The organism is Aestuariicoccus sp. MJ-SS9, from assembly GCF_032586235.1.
GTDB lineage: Bacteria > Pseudomonadota > Alphaproteobacteria > Rhodobacterales > Rhodobacteraceae > Aestuariicoccus.
In genome coordinates, this window is record NZ_JAWHTD010000016.1 from 60,953 (window position 1) to 77,773 (window position 16,821).

Consider the following 16,821-nt stretch of genomic DNA (forward strand, 5'->3'; position numbering starts at 1 on the left):
GGCAAGCGGTGTTTCCGACGCTTTGTTTCGGCTTTTCTTTTTCACGGGCGTTGCTTAGGCTCCGCGCCAGAAGAAAAGCTCCAACAAGGGAATTGACATATGAAACATCTGCTGATGGCCACCGCGGCCACCGCACTTGCCACCTCCGCCGCCTTCGCCGCGGGCCACGCGTCCGAGGCCAAGGTGGGCGTGATCCTGGGCTTCACCGGCCCGATTGAATCGCTGACCCCGATGATGGGCGCCAGCGCCGAGCTGGCGCTGTCCGAGATCAACGACAGCGGCATGTTCCTCGACGGTGTGACGCTGGTGCCGGTGCGCGCGGATTCGACCTGCGTGGACGCCGCCGCCGCCACCGCCGCCGCCGAACGTCTGGTCACCACCGATGGTGTCGTGGCGATCATGGGCGCGGATTGCTCGGGCGTGACCGGCGCGGTCCTGTCCAACGTGGCGGTGCCCAACGGCATCCCGATGGTGTCGCCCTCGGCGACCTCGCCGGCGCTGTCGACCGCCGAGGACAATGGCCTCTTCTTCCGCACCGCGCCGTCGGATGCGCGCCAGGGCGAAGTGCTGGCCGGCATCCTGGCCGACCGTGGCATCACCGAAGTGGCGGTGACCTACACCAACAACGACTATGGCAAAGGCCTGTCGGACAGCTTCATCGCCAATTTCGAAGCGGGTGGCGGCACCGTGACGCTGAACGCCCCGCATGAGGACGGCAAGGCCGATTATTCGGCGGAAATCGGCGCGCTGGCCTCGGCTGGCGGTGAGCTGCTGGTGGTGCTGGGCTATTCGGACCAGGGCGGCAAGGGCATGATCCAGGCCGCGCTCGACACCGGCGCCTTCGACACGTTCATGATGGGCGACGGCATGTATGGCGACGCACTGCTTGCGGATCTGGGCGCGGACATGGAAGGCTCGTTCGGCGCGGTGCCGTGGAGCCAGGGCGCAGGCGCGGACGCGTTCGCGGCGATCACCGAAGCCGCGGGCGTGAACGGCGAGTCGTCCTTCACCCGCGAAAGCTATGACGCGGCGGCGCTGATCGCCATGGCGATGATGGCGGGCGGCGAGGCGACGTCGGAAGCGGTTGCCGCCAACCTGCTGGCCGTGGCCAACGCGCCGGGTGAGAAGATCCTGCCGGGCGAGCTTGGCAAGGCGATGGAGATCCTCGCAGGCGGCGGCGACGTGGATTATGTCGGCGCAACCAACGTCGAGCTGATCGGCCCCGGCGAGGCGGCGGGCACCTACCGCTACTACACCGTGACCGGCGGCGCCTACGAAACCGTAGATTTCAAGTAAGCCATTTGGCTTTGCGAAAGAACAGCCCGGGGGAAACCCTCGGGCTGTTTCAATAAGATAAGGGGCGCAGTTCAAGTGTCGGGGGAGATGCGTTGATCAAGGTTCAGGACCTGCACCGCCATTTCGGCGGCTTTCGCGCGGTGGACGGCGCCAGCCTCGAGATCGCCACCGGGTCGATCACAGGGCTGGTGGGGCCGAACGGGGCCGGAAAGACCACGCTTTTCAACGTGATCGCGGGCGCGCTGCCGCCGACCTCAGGGCAGGTGTTCATGGATGGCGAGGACATCACCGGCCTGCCGCCGCATGAATTGTTTCACAAGGGGCTCTTGCGCACCTTCCAGATCGCGCATGAATTCGGGTCGATGACCTGCCGCGAGAACCTGATGATGGTGCCGGGCGGGCAAACCGGCGAGTCGATCTGGTCGTCCTGGGTGCACCGCCGCCGCATCGGCGAGGAAGAGGCGGAGTTGTTGAAGAAAGCCGATGAAGTGCTTGATTTCCTGACGATTTCACATCTCAAGGACGAGAAGGCGGGCAATCTTTCGGGCGGTCAGAAAAAGCTGCTGGAGCTGGGGCGGACGATGATGGTGGACGCCAAGATCGTCTTTCTCGACGAGGTCGGCGCGGGCGTGAACCGCACGCTGTTGAACACCATCGGCGACGCCATTCAGCGGCTGAACACCGAGCGCGGCTATACCTTCTGCATGATCGAGCACGACATGGATTTCATCGGACGTCTCTGCGACCCGGTGATCGTCATGGCCGAGGGCAAGGTGCTGGCCGAGGGCACCATCGACGAGATCAAGGCCGACGAGCAGGTGATCGAGGCTTATCTCGGCACCGGGCTGAAGAACAAGGAGCCGGCGTGATGGCGGTTTCGAACCGGCCTGCGGCCGGTCCGACCGGTGGGGGGCCAGCCCCCGTCGCCATTGTCTCTCGGACCAATGGCGCGACAATGACGACCGACTGGGAAATTGAACGTGGGGGGCCAGCCCCCCACACCCCCCGGGATATTTATGACCAGATGAAAAGGGGGGCGGCATGAGCGGCAATCCCTATCAGGACGACCGCGGCAACAAGGATCGGTCGATCGCCAATCCCGATGGCGTCGGGACGCTGACGCCTGCGAAGAACGCGCCGCGGCCCGATGCGAGCGCGCCCGAGCCGTATCTGATCGGCGACGCCATGACCGGCGGCTACGGGCGCGGGGCGGATATCCTGCATGGCTGCACCATTGCGGTGGAAAAGGGCGAGATCGCGGTGATCGTGGGGCCCAACGGCGCGGGCAAGTCCACCGCGATGAAGGCGGTCTTCGGCATGCTGAACCTGCGCGAGGGCGCGGTGCGGCTGGGCGGGCGCGACATCACTGCGCTGAGCCCGCAGGCGCGGGTGGCCAAGGGCATGGGCTTTGTGCCGCAGACCTCGAACATCTTCACCTCGATGACGGTGGAGGAGAACTTGGAGATGGGGGCCTTTATCCGCGACGACGATTTCAGCGGGACCATGGCGCAGGTCTATGATCTGTTTCCGATCCTCAAGGAAAAGCGGCGCCAGGCGGCGGGGGAATTGTCGGGCGGGCAGCGCCAGCAGGTGGCGGTGGGCCGCGCGCTGATGACCAGGCCGCAGGTGCTGATGCTGGACGAGCCGACCGCCGGGGTCAGCCCCATCGTCATGGACGAGCTTTTCGACCGGATCATCGAGGTGGCGCGGACGGGCATCTCGATCCTGATGGTCGAGCAGAACGCCCGCCAGGCGCTGGAGATCGCCGACAAGGGCTATGTGCTGGTGCAGGGGCGCAACGCCTTTACCGGCACCGGGAAAGAGCTGTTGGCCGATGACGACGTGCGCCGCAGCTTTCTGGGGGGATGAGGGCGTTGGTTCTGGCCTTGTCGCTTGCCCCTGCCCCGGCGATGGCCGAGCGGATCGTCTGTCAGCTGGGCGAGGTGACGCTCGGCTTCGAGATCGACCGCGCGCAATTCGCCCCGGCGGTCGATGGCGGAGAGCCGCCGCGGCGGGCCGAGACGCTGGTGGAGATGGGCGGCGACAGGTTCCTGGCCGAGCCGATCCTGATGGCGACCGGGCATCGCGGCTTTTGGGCAGAGAGCCACGAGGGGCGTGAATTGCTGCTGCTGATCGCGCCCGACGGCAGCGCCCGGCTGAGCGACAGCGGGCGCGATGCGGATTTGGAGGGAACATGTTCCGAACGGGAATGATCCTGTCGCTGGTGCTGGCGGCAGGCGCGGCCATGGGGGCCGAACGCAGCTGCACCCAGACCAACGATTGCGGCGCCGAGGCGGGCTGCCCGCCGCGCCAATTCACCATGGAAGACGGGCGGTTCCAGACCCCCGGCGGTGACGAAACAGTCTGGCGGGCCGTCGACCTCGACCCCTACGTCGGGCCGGAATATGCGCGCGTGCAGCCGGAGGGGATCGAAGTGGTGATCTTTCACGAGGATCTCTATTTCTGGCGGCGCGCCGATCCGTCCTGCAAGGCGAGCCTGAGAACCCTGTCGGTCAAATGCAGCCTCAGCCGGACCCTGGCGACCGGCACCTGCGAATTGGGGGAATGATGGACTTTCTGAACGCCATCGTGGCGCTGACCAACTTCGTTCTCATCCCGGCCATGGCTTATGGCAGCCAGTTGGCGCTGGGGGCCCTGGGCGTCACGCTGATCTACGGAATCCTGCGGTTTTCCAACTTTGCCCATGGCGACAGCATGGCCTTCGGCACCATGGTTGCGATCCTATTCACCTGGGCGTTCCAGTCCTGGGGGATCAGCCTGGGCCCGTTGCCGACGGCGCTGCTGGCCATACCCTTCGGCATCGCGGGGGCGGCGGCGCTGCTGCTGGTGACCGACCGGGTGGTGTACCGGTTCTACCGGGCGCAAAAGGCCAAGCCGGTGATCCTGGTGATCGTGTCGATGGGGGTGATGTTCATCTACAACGGGCTGACACGGTTCATCATCGGGCCGGACGACCAGCGCTTTGCCGATGGCGCGCGGTTCATCATCTCGGCGCGCGATTTCCGAGACATGACGGGGCTGCGGGAAGGGCTGGCGCTGAAGACCAGCCAGGGGATCACCATCGTGACGGCGGTGATCGTGGTGGCGGTGCTCTTTTGGTTCCTGAACAAGACCCGCACCGGCAAGAGCATGCGCGCCTATTCCGACAACGAGGATCTGGCGCTTTTGTCCGGCATCAACCCCGAACGGGTGGTCATGGTGACATGGCTGATCGTGGCGGCGCTGGCGACGGTGGCGGGGGTGCTTTACGGGCTCGACAAGACGTTCAAGCCCTTCACCTATTTCCAGCTGCTGCTGCCCATCTTCGCCGCGGCAATCGTCGGCGGGCTGGGCAGCCCGCTGGGGGCCATCGCGGGCGGCTTCGTGATCGCCTTTTCCGAGGTCGGGATCACCTATGCCTGGAAAAAGGTGCTGGGCTATCTGATGCCAGAGGCGCTGGAGCCTGACGGGCTCGTGCAGCTTCTGAGCACGGATTACAAATTCGCGGTCAGCTTCGTCATTCTGGTGATCGTGTTGCTGTTCCGCCCGACGGGCCTCTTCAAGGGGAAAGCGGTATGAGCCATTCTGTGCGAACCTGGGTGCTTTTCGCGGTGATCGCGGTGCTGATCCTCGGCACCGGCGTGGTGCAGAGCTGGAACTCGGCGCTGCTGATCCTGAACATGGGGCTGGTCAGCGCGGTGATGGCGCTGGGGGTGAACCTGCAATGGGGCCTTGCGGGGCTGTTCAACGTGGGCGTCATGGGCTTTGTCGCACTGGGTGGTCTGGCGGTTGTGCTGATCTCGATGCCGCCCGTGGGCGAGGCGTGGCGTGCGGGCGGCGTGGGGCTGCTGGCGGCGCTGGCGTTCGGGGCGGCGACCATTGCGGCGGCGATTCTGGCCTGGCGACGCGTGCGCCGGGGGCTGCGCGGCTGGGTTGTGGCGGCCATCGTGCTGGTGGGCTTCTTCGTCTATCGCGCCGTGCTCGACCCGTCGGTCGAGGCGATTGAGGCGGTTGATCCGGCCGCAACCGGCTATCTGGGCGGGCTGGGCCTGCCGGTGCTGATCGCCTGGCCCGTGGGTGGGCTTCTGGCGGCGGGGGCTGCGTGGGTGATCGGCAAGACCGCGCTGGGGCTCAGGTCGGATTATCTGGCCATCGCGACGCTGGGCATCGCCGAGATCGTGATCGCCATCCTCAAGAACGAGGACTGGCTGGCGCGCGGCGTGAAGAACGTGATCGGCCTGCCCCGCCCCGTGCCCTATGAGATCGACCTGCAGAACGACCCGGCCTTTGTCGAGCGCGCGCAGGGTTTCGGGCTCGATGCCACCACGGCCTCGACGCTCTACGTGAAGCTGGAATACGCGCTGCTTTTCGCGGCTGTGCTGATCGTGCTGCTGGTGCTGGCGCAGCTGGCGCTGAAATCGCCCTGGGGCCGGATGATGCGCGCCATTCGCGACAACGAGGTCTCGGCCCGCGCCATGGGCAAGGACGTGACCGCGCGACATTTGCAGGTGTTCATCCTGGGCTCGGCCATCTGCGGGATGGCGGGCGCGATGATGACCACCCTGGACGGGCAGCTGACACCGGGCACCTACCAGCCTTTGCGCTATACTTTCCTCATCTGGGTGATGGTGATCGTGGGCGGATCGGGCAACAATCTGGGCGCGGTGCTGGGCGGGTTCCTGATCTGGTTCCTCTGGGTGCAGGTCGAACCCATCGGCCAGGCGGTCATGGCGCTGATCACCGTGGGCATGGCGGATGGTTCGGCGCTCAAGGCGCATCTGCTGGACAGCGTGCAGCACATGCGGCTTCTGAGCATGGGGGTCATCCTGCTGCTGGTGCTGCGGTTCAGCCCGCGCGGGTTGCTGCCCGAGCGCTGAGGCGCGGGGGCCACCGCCCTATTCGACCTTTCGGCAGGTGACCGGCGCCGCCGAGGCCTGTATCGTGGGCGAGATAGCGAGAAAGGCCAGCCGTATGTATTCCACCCGGGCCGAAAACCAGCAGGACGTTTCTGCGCGAAGAGGGCCGGATCGGGCGCTCGTGGTCGACGATCATCCGCTCTTTTGCGATGCGCTGACCCTGACCCTGCAATCCATCGCCGATTTCGAGAACATCCGCACCGCCGGGACGCTGGAACAGGCTTTGGAGGTGGTGGCGCAGGACCCTGGCCTGACGCTGATCATCCTCGATCTGAACCTGCCGGATGTGAACGGGCTCGACGGGCTGGTGCGGTTGCGCACCGCCGCGCCGCGCGTGTCGATCATCATCGCCAGTTCCATGGCAGACAACCGCATGATCAGCCACGCGCTCAAGGCCGGGGCCAACGGCTTTGTGCCCAAACACTCGCAGCGTTCGGTCTTTCGCCGTGCCTATGAGGCGGTCAGCCAGGGCGCGCCCTTCGTGCCCGACGGCTATATCGACCCGCAGGGCGGCGCGTCCGAGGCCGCGCCCGAGGATGCGCTGGCGCGGCTGGCGTCACTGACCAACCAGCAGGCGCGGATCCTCTCGCTGATCTGCGAGGGCAAGCTGAACAAGCAGATCGCCTATGACCTGTCGATCGCCGAGACCACGGTTAAGGCCCATGTCACCGCGATCATGCGCAAGCTTGGCGTCCACAGCCGGACCCAGGCCGTGCTGATCGCGCAAGAGGCGCGGTTTTCGCGGGTCTTGCCAACCGAAGGATGATCGCCCTATCGTGACCCTGTAGCCACTGATGGGAACCAGTGCAGTTGGACGGAGCGCAAACAAGCTCTGCCCGGGAGGAGATGAAAGGCGCGCTGTGCATCGCACAGATCGCCGCGACGGACCCGACACCCGTGGATGCGATCCTGTCGCAGCTCGGGCCCGGGCCGTTCGAACTTGTGTGCTTGTTTGTCTCGCCGGATGCGGATTTCACCACCCTGACGCAGGCCGCGTCCGGGCGGTTCGGCGATGCCGACGTGATGGCCTGCACCACCGCGGGGGAACTGGGCCGCGATGGCTATGAGGACGGGCAGATCATCGCGGTCGCCTTTCCGTCCAGCCTCTTTGCGGTGCGCTCTTACGTGGTCGACGGGCTTGACAGTTTCGACGAACAGCAGCTTATCGACCGGCTGATCCAGAGCAGGCTAGAGCTTTCCCGGCGCGCGCCCGACATGCCGGCGGAATTCGCCTTTCTGATGGTCGACGGGCTGAGCCTGCGCGAAGAGCACCTGACCACCGTTCTGGCCTCGGGGCTGGGGCCGATGCCGCTTTTTGGCGGATCGTCCGGCGACGGCACCGATTTTCACGCCACCTATCTTTCGCACAACGGCCGCGTGCGCCAGAACGCGGCGCTGATCGCGATGGTGCGCAGCCGCTGCCCGGTGCGGGTCTTCAGCCTCGATCATCTGGTGCCGACCGAGACGCGCATGGTCGTCACCTCGGCCGATCCGGACGCGCGCATCGTGCACGAGATCAACGCCGAACCGGCGGCGGCGGAATATGCCCGGCTGCTGGGCAAGGATCCAAACCAGCTCGACCCGTTCACCTTCGCCGCCCATCCGGTCGTCGTGCGGCTGGGCGACACCCACCACGTCCGCGCCATCCAGCGCGTCAACGAAGACGGGCATCTGGTGTTCTTTTCGGCGATCAACGAGGGCATGGTGCTGACTCTGGCCAAACATAACGACATCGCCGAACATCTGCGCGAGGGGCTGGCCGGGCTGGCGCAATCGGGCCGGCCGCGGCAGATCCTCGGCTGCGATTGCATCCTGCGCCGCATCGAGGCCGGGCAGAGCCAGAAGACGCGCGAGATCTCGGCGATTCTGCGCGACAACAACCTCGTCGGCTTTTCGACCTACGGCGAACAGATCGGCGCGCTGCATGTGAACCAGACGCTGACGGGCGTCGCGATCTACCCGCCCGAGGACGAGGCTCTCTGATGTCCCTGATCAATCCGAGCGACAGTCTCGAGCGGCAGAACGAAAAGCTGATCAAGATCACCGAGGCGCTGATGCGGCGGGTGGAATACGGCACCGCGCAATCGGGCGCGGCCTATGCCCAGTTCGAACGCGCCGCCCTGCTGGAGCGCCGGGTGCGCGAACGCACGCTGGAACTGGAGCGCACGCTCGACCTGCTGCACGAGTCCAACGCCCAGCTCGCGCTGGCCAACCAGGAAACCGAGGCCGCGCGGCGCAACCTTGCGGACGCCATCGAAACCGTGTCCGAGGGTTTCGCGCTGTTTGACGGCGACGACGATCTGGTGATGTGCAACTCGCGCTTCTGCCGCGATTTCCGCGACACCACCCGCGATCTGCGCCCCGGCCTGGCGTTTGAGGGCTATGTCGAGCGCATCAGCCGGTCGCGCTACCTCGCCCTGCCCGAGGGTGTGACACCCGAGGCCTGGGCCGAACAGCGCATTCGCCGGCACAAGGACCGGCGGGTCATGTTCAACGTCCAGCTGGCCCATGACCGCTGGCTTCAGGTCAGCGAACACCGCACCGCCAACGGCGGCACCGTGGTCTTGCAGACCGACGTGACCGACATCATCCGGCTGGAACGCCAGGAACGCACGCGGCTCAAGGACAAGCAGGCGCGCATGATCCGCGCCACGCTGGATCATCTCAACCAGGGCGTCGCGATCTTTGACGAGAACGCGCGGCTGGTGGGCTGGAACGCTAAGATCGGCACGCTTCTGTCGATCCCCGCGCGGCGTCTGCATATCGGCGCCTCGTTCCAGAGCCTGCTGGATCAGCTGGGCGACGATTTCGACTTCACCCGCGGGATCGACCGGGCCGGCTTCGGTCACTGGGCCCGGTCCGAGGGCCCCCGCGACCCCATCAGTTTCGAGGTCCGCCACGGCGGCATCCAGACCCTGCAGATCTTCGGCCGCGGCATGCCGGACCGGGGGTTCGTGATTTCCTGCACCGATGTCACGGCGGAACGTGAGGCCGCCGCCAAGCTTTACGAGATGAACGAGATCCTGGAACAGCGGGTGATGGAACGCACGCTAGAGCTTGAGGATGCGCTGAGCGCGGCGGAGCGGGCCAACGCCTCGAAGTCGCGCTTTGTCGCGGCGGCCAGTCACGATCTGCTGCAGCCTCTGTCCGCGGCCAAGCTTTTCATCTCGTCGCTGTCCGACCGGCTGGTCGACGACAGCGATGCGGCGGTGCTGGCCAAGGCGGAATCGGCGCTGACCAGCGCCGAACAGCTGATCGACGCGCTGCTGGACATCTCGAAACTGGAATCAGACGCTCTGCGGTTCGACGTGCGCCCGGTGGCGCTGGCCGAGATCCTTGGCCCGCTGCGCGACGAGATGGGCATGCTGGCGGCGGCCAAGGGGCTGAGCCTGCGGATCGTCGAAAGCACGCTGACGGTCGAGACCGACCCGGCCTATCTGCGCCGCATCGTGCAGAACCTGATGGCCAACGCGATCCGCTACACCACGCGCGGGCGGGTCGTGGTCGGCGTGCGCCGCAACGGCGGATCGGCCCGGATCGAGGTCTGGGATACCGGGCCGGGCATCGCCGAGGCCGACCAGGGCACCATCTTCGAAGAGTTCAAACGGCTCGACACCCGCGCCAGCAGCAACGACGGGCTTGGGCTGGGGCTGGCCATCGTCGAGAGGGCCTGCGCGCGGCTGGGGCATCCGCTGGGGCTTTGGTCGGAACCGGGGCGCGGCAGCTGTTTCATGGTGAACGTGCCCGTCGCCCATGCCGAAACGCCCGCCACCCCGCCCCGCGCGCGCTCTGCCCGGCCCAAAGGGCTGGCGCAGGCGGGGATGATCGTGCTGCTGGTGGAGAACGACGCGCAATTGCGCCGCGCCATTTCGATCCTGGTGGAAAGCTGGGGCGTCAATGTGATCGAGGCCGAGGATGCGGAAACCGCGCTGCAACTGCTCGCCGATCTCGAGATCGCGCCGGATGCGATGCTTTTGGACCATCAGCTTGGCCGCGGGATGACCGGGGTCGAGCTTTATGAGGTGATCACGGGGATGCTGGGGCCGCTGCCCTGCGCGGTCATCTCGGCGGACCGGTCGCCGCATCTGCGCCAGCTCTGCAAGGGGGTGGGTCTGGATCTGCTGCAAAAGCCGCTCGACCGCCACAAGCTGATCCAGTTTCTCGACATGGTCGCCGCCGCCGACCCGGGCTGACCCGGGCCCGGAGCGTCACGTCAGGCCACCTTGGCGACCAGATAATCCGTGGCGCGCGCGCGGGTGTCGTCGGGCCATTGCCGCGCGCGGATGACGCCCAGATCGGCCAGCACGGCGGTCGAGGTCATCTCGACCCGCATGTCGCCGCCGCAACTGGCCGCCAGCCGCAGGTCCATGCTGGAGCGGCCGATGCGCAGCACCTCCAGCCGCCAGACCAGCTGATCGCCAAGGCGGCTGGCGGATGGGAAGCTGGCCTGACATTGCGCGATGGGCAGGCCCAGACCGTCGCCGCCATGCATGCGCGCGAACGACCAGTCGAGCGCGTCATCGAACCATCGTTCGACCAGCGCATTGGCCATTTCGAAATATCTCGGGAGCGGAACGATTCCGGTGGAATCAACGTGTTGGCTCAGCACTTGCTGGCGCATCGTATAGGCGGGCATGGTCGTCTGGGGTCTCAAATCCTGTCTTCTTGGGACCAATGAGCTACCACAGAACATGCATTTGTCGAACACCATTCGCGCGCGTGCATACGATAGCACACAGAAAAGGGGCAGAGCGGCCTCAGCCCCTGCCCCTTCCGTTGCGTCAAAGCATCCCCTTGCAGCTGGTCGGCGAATTCGGGCGTCCGATATGGTGAGGGTTCAGCACGAGGATCCACATTTCGGGATAGCCGAGCGCCTTGGTGCGCCGGTATGTGCAGTTCTGCGGCGTGGTGTAATAGTCGCGCTCCAGCGCCGATGGCGCCGTGCCCTGGCTGCTGACCATGCCAGGGGCTGGCGGACGGGCCTGCGCCTGCCAGAGCGATCCCGTCTGGGCCGGTGTCTGCGGGGAAAGCGATATCGACAAAGCGGTGAGGATTGCGGCGATGCTCATGTGTCCGTCCTTTCAAAAACCTCTGCCCGACCACGGCCGGGACATGCATGGATGAGGTCAGTCTTTGTAAGGAGCGGCGCTAAAGCGCGGCGCAATTCGGGCGAAAGTGCGAAGTCGTTATTGTTGGTTAACAATGGGTTATAAGGTCGATCCCCGGGTTCTGCCCCCCTACCGCCCGATCACGATATCGGCCCGCAGCCCGCCCAGACGCGGGCTCTCGCCCAGCCGCAGCACGCCGCCGTGGATGCGCGCGATGTCGGCGGTGATCGCCAGGCCCAGCCCCACGCCCGAGCCCTTGTCCTGGTTGCGCGCGGGATCCAGCCGCACGAAAGGCCGCAGCGCGTCATCCCGTGCGTCGGCGGCGATGCCGGGCCCGTCATCCTCGACCCGGATGCGCAGGAACTTGTCGGTCAGGGCGACCGACACCTCGGCGCGGCTGCCATAGCGCACAGCGTTGCCGATCAGGTTCTCCACCGCGCGGCGCATTGCCGTGGGGCGCAGGGCCACCTGCCCCGCGCCCTCGGCGGAAACCAGGGTGACATCGGCCCCGCCGCGGCGCGCGTCCTCGACCACCTCGCTGACGAAGGCCACCGGGTCGACCGGTTCCGCCGCGCCCGACTGCGCGTCGCCGCGCGCGAATTCCAGGAAGGCATCGAGCAGCTTTTGCATGTCGTCGACGTCGCGTTCCATCGGGATGCGGTCCTCGTCGTCGAGCATCGACAGCCCCAGCCGCAGCCGCGTCAGCGGCGTGCGCAGATCGTGGCTGACCCCCGACAGCATCAGCGTGCGCTGTTCGATCTGCCGTTCGATCCGCGCCCGCATATCCAGAAATGCGTTCCCCGCCGACCGCACCTCGACCGCGCCCGAGGGCGAATAGGGCACGTGCCGCCCGCGCCCGAAGGCCTCGGCGGCATTGGCCAGCCGGGTGATGGGACGCAGCTGGTTGCGTAGGTAGACAAAGGCGATGACCGTCATCAGCACGCCGAAGAAGCCCATATTGACCAGCAATTGGTGCGGGTTGGCCGCCGAGGCGCGCCGCCGGTCCAGATCGAGCCGATAGAGACTGTCCGGCCCCTGAACATAGAGGATCAGATCGCGGTCCGTCGGCAGCGCGATCTGGCGCAGCTCGGGCAGGAACCGTTCCAGCGTTCGGGTCACGACGATGCCCGAGAAATCGTACCAGCGCCGGGAGGATTCCGCCGGCACGTCCTCTGGCGCAACCGCAGCGGTGTCGATGGCCAGCGCCTCGGCAGTGGCCCTGTCCGGAAGGTCGGCCAGCACCAGCGTCACCTGGCGCGCGACTTCGCGGCTCATCTGCTCGCTGACGCCCTCGAAATGCCGCTGGATAAAGACGATAGACACCACCAGCTGCAGCGTCACCACCGGCAGCACCAGAATCAGCGCGGCCCGGCCGTAAAGACCGCGCGGCATATAGCGTTTGAGCCATTCGAACGACATGCGCGCAGGCTACTGCGGGTTCCGCCGGGGGGAAACCGCAATTCGATGGCTTGCACCCAGGCCCGATCCGCGCCCCTATGCACGTGACGCGCCCCGGACACAGGACAGCCCATGCAGGACCCCCAGCCAGACTTTCGCCCCGTCCCCGAGGTGGCCGAAGAGGTCGCGCCGGGGGTGCGCCGGATCCTCTGCGACAACCCCTCGCCGATGACCTTCCGTGGCACCAACACCTATCTGGTGGGCACGCGCGACATCGCCGTGATCGACCCCGGGCCGGACGATGCCCGCCATCTCGAGGCGATCCTCACGGCGCTGAGCCCCGGACAGCACATCGCCCATATCGTCGTGACCCATGCCCATCTCGATCACTCGCCGCTGGCCGCGCCGCTGCGCGCCCGGACCGGCGCCCCGGTCCATGCCTTCGGCGATGCCCGCGCCGGACGCTCGCCCGAGATGGAGACGCTGGCCGCAAGCGGACTGGCTGGCGGGGGCGAAGGGGTCGATGCCGCGTTTGCACCGACGGAGATGCTCGCCGATGGCGCGGAACTGACGGGCGACGGCTGGCGCCTGCGGGCCTGGCACACGCCTGGCCATTTCGGCAACCACATCGCGCTAGAGCTGGGCGATCTGCTGTTCTCCGGCGATCTGGTGATGGGCTGGGCAAGCTCGCTGGTGTCGCCGCCCGATGGCGACCTGACCGCCTTCATGCAGAGCTGCGAGCGGCTGCTCACCCGCGACTGGCGCCGCCTGCTGCCGGGCCATGGCGCGCCCGTCGAGGCTCCGGCGGCGCGGATATCCGAACTCCTGACCCACCGCCGCGCCCGCGAAGCCGCCATCCTGCAGGTCCTGCACGCCGGCCCCGCCGACGCCGCCGGCCTCGCCCGCGCGATCTACACCGACACCCCGCCGGCCCTGTTGGGCGCCGCCGCGCGCAACGTCCTGGCCCATCTCATTGATCTGACCCGCAAATCCCGCGTGATCCACGAAGGCCCCCTGGCCGAAACCACGACCTTTTCCCTCGCCCCGCCAGGCTGAAAAAATGCGCCGCCAATGGGCGAAACCCTCTGGACGACCGGAATCTCTGTTGCTATACGCCACCCCGTGTTCCGGCGTAGCTCAGCGGTAGAGCAGTTGACTGTTAATCAATTGGTCGTAGGTTCGATCCCTACCGCCGGAGCCAAAAAATCTCAATGAGATCAAAATGATAAAGGCCGCCTCGATGGGCGGCTTTTGTCGTTTTCCGGGGCCTCTACAACAACTCTACAACATTCGGGCTTCTGCCACGAAAAGGCCCGAGAGTGACAAACCCCCGGGCAAGTGGCCTCGCAACGGAGAACGAGGTTTTTGAAGTTGGCTATAGATCAGGTGCCGTCCACCAGCGCCCTTCCATGAAGATGTAGGTCCGCCCCATATACTTCAGCCGCACATAGCAGTAGCGATCGAGGCCCCGGCTGATGATGCGCAGCCGCTCGCGAACGCGCGGACTCACGAGGCGGCCTCTATAGTGCAATGGCCACGCATCTTATCGGCCATGTGTTTGGCAGTTGCAGCGACCTCATCAAGCATGTCCGCGAGGCTGCACTTGCAGAGGCGTCCAACGACATCTTCGGGCAGGTAGCTCCCACAGAGGTAGATGTCGCCTTTCGCACCGACAGCGAAACGGTCAGGCCGGTCCCAGAGACCAATATCGAGTGCCAAAGTCAGAAGATTATCTTCGTGTTTGCAGGTCATAGTTTTAACTCCTTTCGGGTATTTGTTCCGCCTTATTGACGTGCCACCGTTATTCCCCAGAGTGATCACTATGAAAAAACAGCCAGTTCCGACTGCGTGTTTCGAAGACGCGTTCCTCGACTACCTGCGCCTACGTTTCGAGTTCGAACCGCTCATGCATTACGTCATGGCCGCGACGAACATCTGCGACGAAACGGGCCGGGACTACCCGCAATTTGTCCGTGCCTTCTTCACTTGGTTCGCAGAGGCGTTCTTGTTCGACCGCAAAGGCAACATGCCGGTCGAAACCCACAACGCTGATCCCGCAGACAATCGCTGGCGGCGATACGAGGACTGCCATGCTCTGCTCGAAGGCTGGCACAATGACGACCTAAGGGCCGCACTTGAGGCGCACGAGGAACGCTGGGAACTCGTTGAGCGTGTCATGCAATTGCGATCTGAGCCGCGCGAGGACCCGGTTGGCAAGGCCGGACGCAAGCGCAAGAAAACGACGAAGACGGACGCCGAAGTCTTTGCCGAATTGGAGGAATGGTTCGCCGTTCGCGACTACACGTTGAAGCGGCAACACAGGAAGCTTACCGTTCACCACCTGTACATGTCGGGCATCTTTCCCGTTGCCCTTGTCCGTTCAGGCGAAGGGTATCAGGTCAAGTGCATCCAGATTGATCACCCGGACGCGATCCGACTGCCTAAGGGCAAACGAGAGCGCTGATCTTTCGAACAGAACGGAATGCTCCATGCGGTTGTTGAGAGCCTAATAGGCGGCGGGTCATCCGGCACAGTTTCCCCCAATCTTAACCGCCAGCCACTCTCGTTTGAGGTTGCAAAACATTGATAGTCAATGTCTTTTGGGCGGCATGAATACGGATGTGTCAGATATGAAATCGAAGCTATGGGAAGCTGCGAACACACTTAGAGGATCGGCGGTGGACCGGACAGATTGGAAGGGCTACATCCTTCCAATTCTATTTTTCAAACGCATTTCAGACGTTTGGGATGAGGAGACAGCCGATGCGCAGGAAATCTACGGTGAAGCTGACCCGTCGCTGTTCCCCGAAATCCACCGGTTCATCGTTCCTGAAGGTTGCCACTGGGATGATATTCGCGAGACAGCGACGAATATCGGCACCGCACTGCAGCGCGCGATGCAGGAGATCGAGCGGGCCAACCCAGACACGCTCTTTCGCGTTTTCGGCACCGCCGACTGGGGCAACAAGGAGAAGTTCTCGGACGAGCTGCTAAAAGACCTGATTGAGGGCTTTTCCGACATAGGGCTCGGCAACAAGGCGGTGAGTACGGATGTCCTCGGCGACGCCTACGAATACCTGATCGGCAAGTTCGCCGACGTGACCCGTCGCAACAAGGCAGGCGAATTCTATACTCCGCGCAGCGTCGTGCGGATGATGGTCGAGATACTGGACCCTCAGGAAGGTGAGAGCATCTACGACCCCGCCTGCGGAACAGGCGGCATGTTGCTGGGCGCGATCGAGCATGTCGTGCGCAAGGGCGGCGACCCGCGGACCTTCTATGGCAAGATCTACGGCCAGGAGAAAAACCTCACGACCTCGGCCATCGCACGGATGAACTTGGTCCTGCACGGGATTGAGGATTTCCAGATTGCACGCGAGGACACGCTTCGCAGCCCCGCCTTCACCGACTCGAGCACTTGCGGCATCGCGACCTTCGACTGCGTCATCGCGAACCCGCCATTCTCGCTGAAGGAATGGGGGCGCGAGCTCTGGGAGGCCGACCCGTGGGGACGCGCTCAATATGGCATCCCGCCCGAGAGCTACGGCGACTACGCTTTCGTCCAGCACATGATCTCGTCGATGGCGCCGACCGGCAACAGCCGCATGGCCGTCGTTCTGCCGCAGGGGGCCCTGTTCCGGAAGTCGGCCGAGGGGACGATCCGTCAGTCGCTCCTGGAGAACGACATGATCGAGGCCGTCATCGGCTTGGCCCCAAACCTGTTCTATGGCACACAGCTTGCCGGTTGCGTGGTCGTGCTTCGGCGCAAGAAGCCGGCCGTGCGCAAGGACAAGGTCCTGATCATCGATGCGTCGAGCCTGTTCCGTAAAGGCCGCGCTCAAAACTTCCTCGATCAGGAGCACAGCGACCAAATCGTCGCTTGGTATCGCGCCTTCGAGGATGTCGAGGATCGCGCCAAGGTCGCCACCATCGACGAGATCAAGAAGGAAGGCTGGACGCTCAACATCTCCCGCTACGTGCTGCCGCCCATCGGCGAGGACATCCCACCGCTCCCCGAGGCCGTGGATGGGCGTTGTTGCAGAACTAGGGCTTGAGGCGTGATTGCCCCTTTCCCCGCTGAGATCATGCCACGCGGATGATCT

17 protein-coding genes and 1 tRNA gene are annotated in these 16,821 nt (G+C 65.1%); 15 read left to right on the plus strand and 3 right to left on the minus strand.

Features of this window, described 5'->3' with window-relative positions; genetic code table 11:
• The first annotated feature begins 99 nt into the window (after positions 1–99).
• The 10 genes from RXV88_RS12610 (at position 100) to RXV88_RS12655 (ending at position 10,405) form a co-directional block, all read left to right on the plus strand.
• Entirely contained in the window at positions 100–1,296 is a 1,197-nt protein-coding gene (locus tag RXV88_RS12610; protein WP_316293367.1) for an ABC transporter substrate-binding protein, read from the plus strand.
• Positions 1,297–1,388: 92 nt separating this feature from the next.
• Positions 1,389–2,165 carry an ABC transporter ATP-binding protein gene (locus RXV88_RS12615; protein WP_316293369.1) on the plus strand — a complete coding sequence of 259 codons (777 nt, stop codon included), beginning with the start codon at positions 1,389–1,391 and terminating at the stop codon, positions 2,163–2,165.
• Between the two features lie 172 nt (positions 2,166–2,337).
• Positions 2,338–3,165, plus strand: a complete 828-nt coding sequence (locus RXV88_RS12620; RefSeq protein WP_316293371.1) for an ABC transporter ATP-binding protein — start codon at positions 2,338–2,340, stop codon at positions 3,163–3,165.
• Positions 3,162–3,509: a hypothetical protein gene (locus tag RXV88_RS12625; RefSeq protein WP_316293373.1), complete on the plus strand. Its 348-nt coding sequence runs from the start codon at positions 3,162–3,164 to the stop codon at positions 3,507–3,509. Before RXV88_RS12620 ends, RXV88_RS12625 begins: the two co-directional genes overlap by 4 nt.
• Positions 3,491–3,865, plus strand: a complete 375-nt coding sequence (locus RXV88_RS12630; protein ID WP_316293375.1) for a hypothetical protein — start codon at positions 3,491–3,493, stop codon at positions 3,863–3,865. Before RXV88_RS12625 ends, RXV88_RS12630 begins: the two co-directional genes overlap by 19 nt.
• Complete coding sequence (locus RXV88_RS12635; protein ID WP_316293401.1) at positions 3,865–4,875, plus strand: branched-chain amino acid ABC transporter permease; 1,011 nt, start codon at positions 3,865–3,867, stop codon at positions 4,873–4,875. The genes RXV88_RS12630 and RXV88_RS12635 overlap by 1 nt, the downstream gene beginning before the upstream one ends.
• Positions 4,872–6,173, plus strand: coding sequence for a branched-chain amino acid ABC transporter permease (locus tag RXV88_RS12640; RefSeq protein ID WP_316293377.1), 1,302 nt, complete (start codon positions 4,872–4,874; stop codon positions 6,171–6,173). The genes RXV88_RS12635 and RXV88_RS12640 overlap by 4 nt, the downstream gene beginning before the upstream one ends.
• Positions 6,174–6,267: 94 nt before the next feature.
• Positions 6,268–6,978: a response regulator transcription factor gene (locus tag RXV88_RS12645; protein ID WP_316293378.1), complete on the plus strand. Its 711-nt coding sequence runs from the start codon at positions 6,268–6,270 to the stop codon at positions 6,976–6,978.
• Between the two features lie 44 nt (positions 6,979–7,022).
• Positions 7,023–8,195 carry an FIST N-terminal domain-containing protein gene (locus tag RXV88_RS12650; RefSeq protein ID WP_410468822.1) on the plus strand — a complete coding sequence of 391 codons (1,173 nt, stop codon included), beginning with the start codon at positions 7,023–7,025 and terminating at the stop codon, positions 8,193–8,195.
• Positions 8,195–10,405, plus strand: a complete 2,211-nt coding sequence (locus tag RXV88_RS12655) for a PAS-domain containing protein (protein WP_316293382.1) — start codon at positions 8,195–8,197, stop codon at positions 10,403–10,405. The genes RXV88_RS12650 and RXV88_RS12655 overlap by 1 nt, the downstream gene beginning before the upstream one ends.
• 20 nt (positions 10,406–10,425) lie before the next feature.
• On the opposite strand, the gene RXV88_RS12660 is transcribed toward RXV88_RS12655, so the two are convergent.
• The 3 genes from RXV88_RS12660 to RXV88_RS12670 all read right to left on the minus strand — a co-directional run bounded on the left by RXV88_RS12660 (position 10,426) and on the right by RXV88_RS12670 (position 12,739).
• Positions 10,426–10,848 carry an acyl-CoA thioesterase gene (locus tag RXV88_RS12660; protein ID WP_316293383.1) on the minus strand — a complete coding sequence of 141 codons (423 nt, stop codon included), beginning with the start codon at positions 10,846–10,848 and terminating at the stop codon, positions 10,426–10,428.
• A gap of 145 nt (positions 10,849–10,993) precedes the next feature.
• Positions 10,994–11,281 carry a hypothetical protein gene (locus tag RXV88_RS12665; RefSeq protein WP_316293385.1) on the minus strand — a complete coding sequence of 96 codons (288 nt, stop codon included), beginning with the start codon at positions 11,279–11,281 and terminating at the stop codon, positions 10,994–10,996.
• Positions 11,282–11,449: 168 nt separating this feature from the next.
• Positions 11,450–12,739 (minus strand): ATP-binding protein, encoded by a 1,290-nt coding sequence (locus tag RXV88_RS12670; protein WP_316293386.1) that lies wholly within the window; start codon positions 12,737–12,739, stop codon positions 11,450–11,452.
• A gap of 111 nt (positions 12,740–12,850) precedes the next feature.
• Between RXV88_RS12670 and RXV88_RS12675 the strand changes: the two genes are divergently transcribed.
• The 5 genes from RXV88_RS12675 to RXV88_RS12695 all read left to right on the plus strand — a co-directional run bounded on the left by RXV88_RS12675 (position 12,851) and on the right by RXV88_RS12695 (position 16,773).
• On the plus strand, positions 12,851–13,774 hold the full coding sequence (locus tag RXV88_RS12675) for an MBL fold metallo-hydrolase (protein WP_316293387.1): 924 nt from the start codon (positions 12,851–12,853) through the stop codon (positions 13,772–13,774).
• Between the two features lie 70 nt (positions 13,775–13,844).
• Positions 13,845–13,919, plus strand: a tRNA-Asn gene (locus RXV88_RS12680).
• Between the two features lie 329 nt (positions 13,920–14,248).
• Positions 14,249–14,509, plus strand: coding sequence for a hypothetical protein (locus RXV88_RS12685; RefSeq protein WP_316293389.1), 261 nt, complete (start codon positions 14,249–14,251; stop codon positions 14,507–14,509).
• A gap of 31 nt (positions 14,510–14,540) precedes the next feature.
• A complete protein-coding gene (locus RXV88_RS12690; RefSeq protein WP_316293391.1) occupies positions 14,541–15,182 on the plus strand; it encodes a hypothetical protein in 642 nt (213 codons plus the stop codon).
• Between the two features lie 145 nt (positions 15,183–15,327).
• The gene (locus RXV88_RS12695) at positions 15,328–16,773 is read left to right on the plus strand and encodes a class I SAM-dependent DNA methyltransferase (protein ID WP_316293394.1); all 1,446 of its coding nucleotides are present in this window, start codon (positions 15,328–15,330) and stop codon (positions 16,771–16,773) included.
• Positions 16,774–16,821 lie beyond the last annotated feature (48 nt).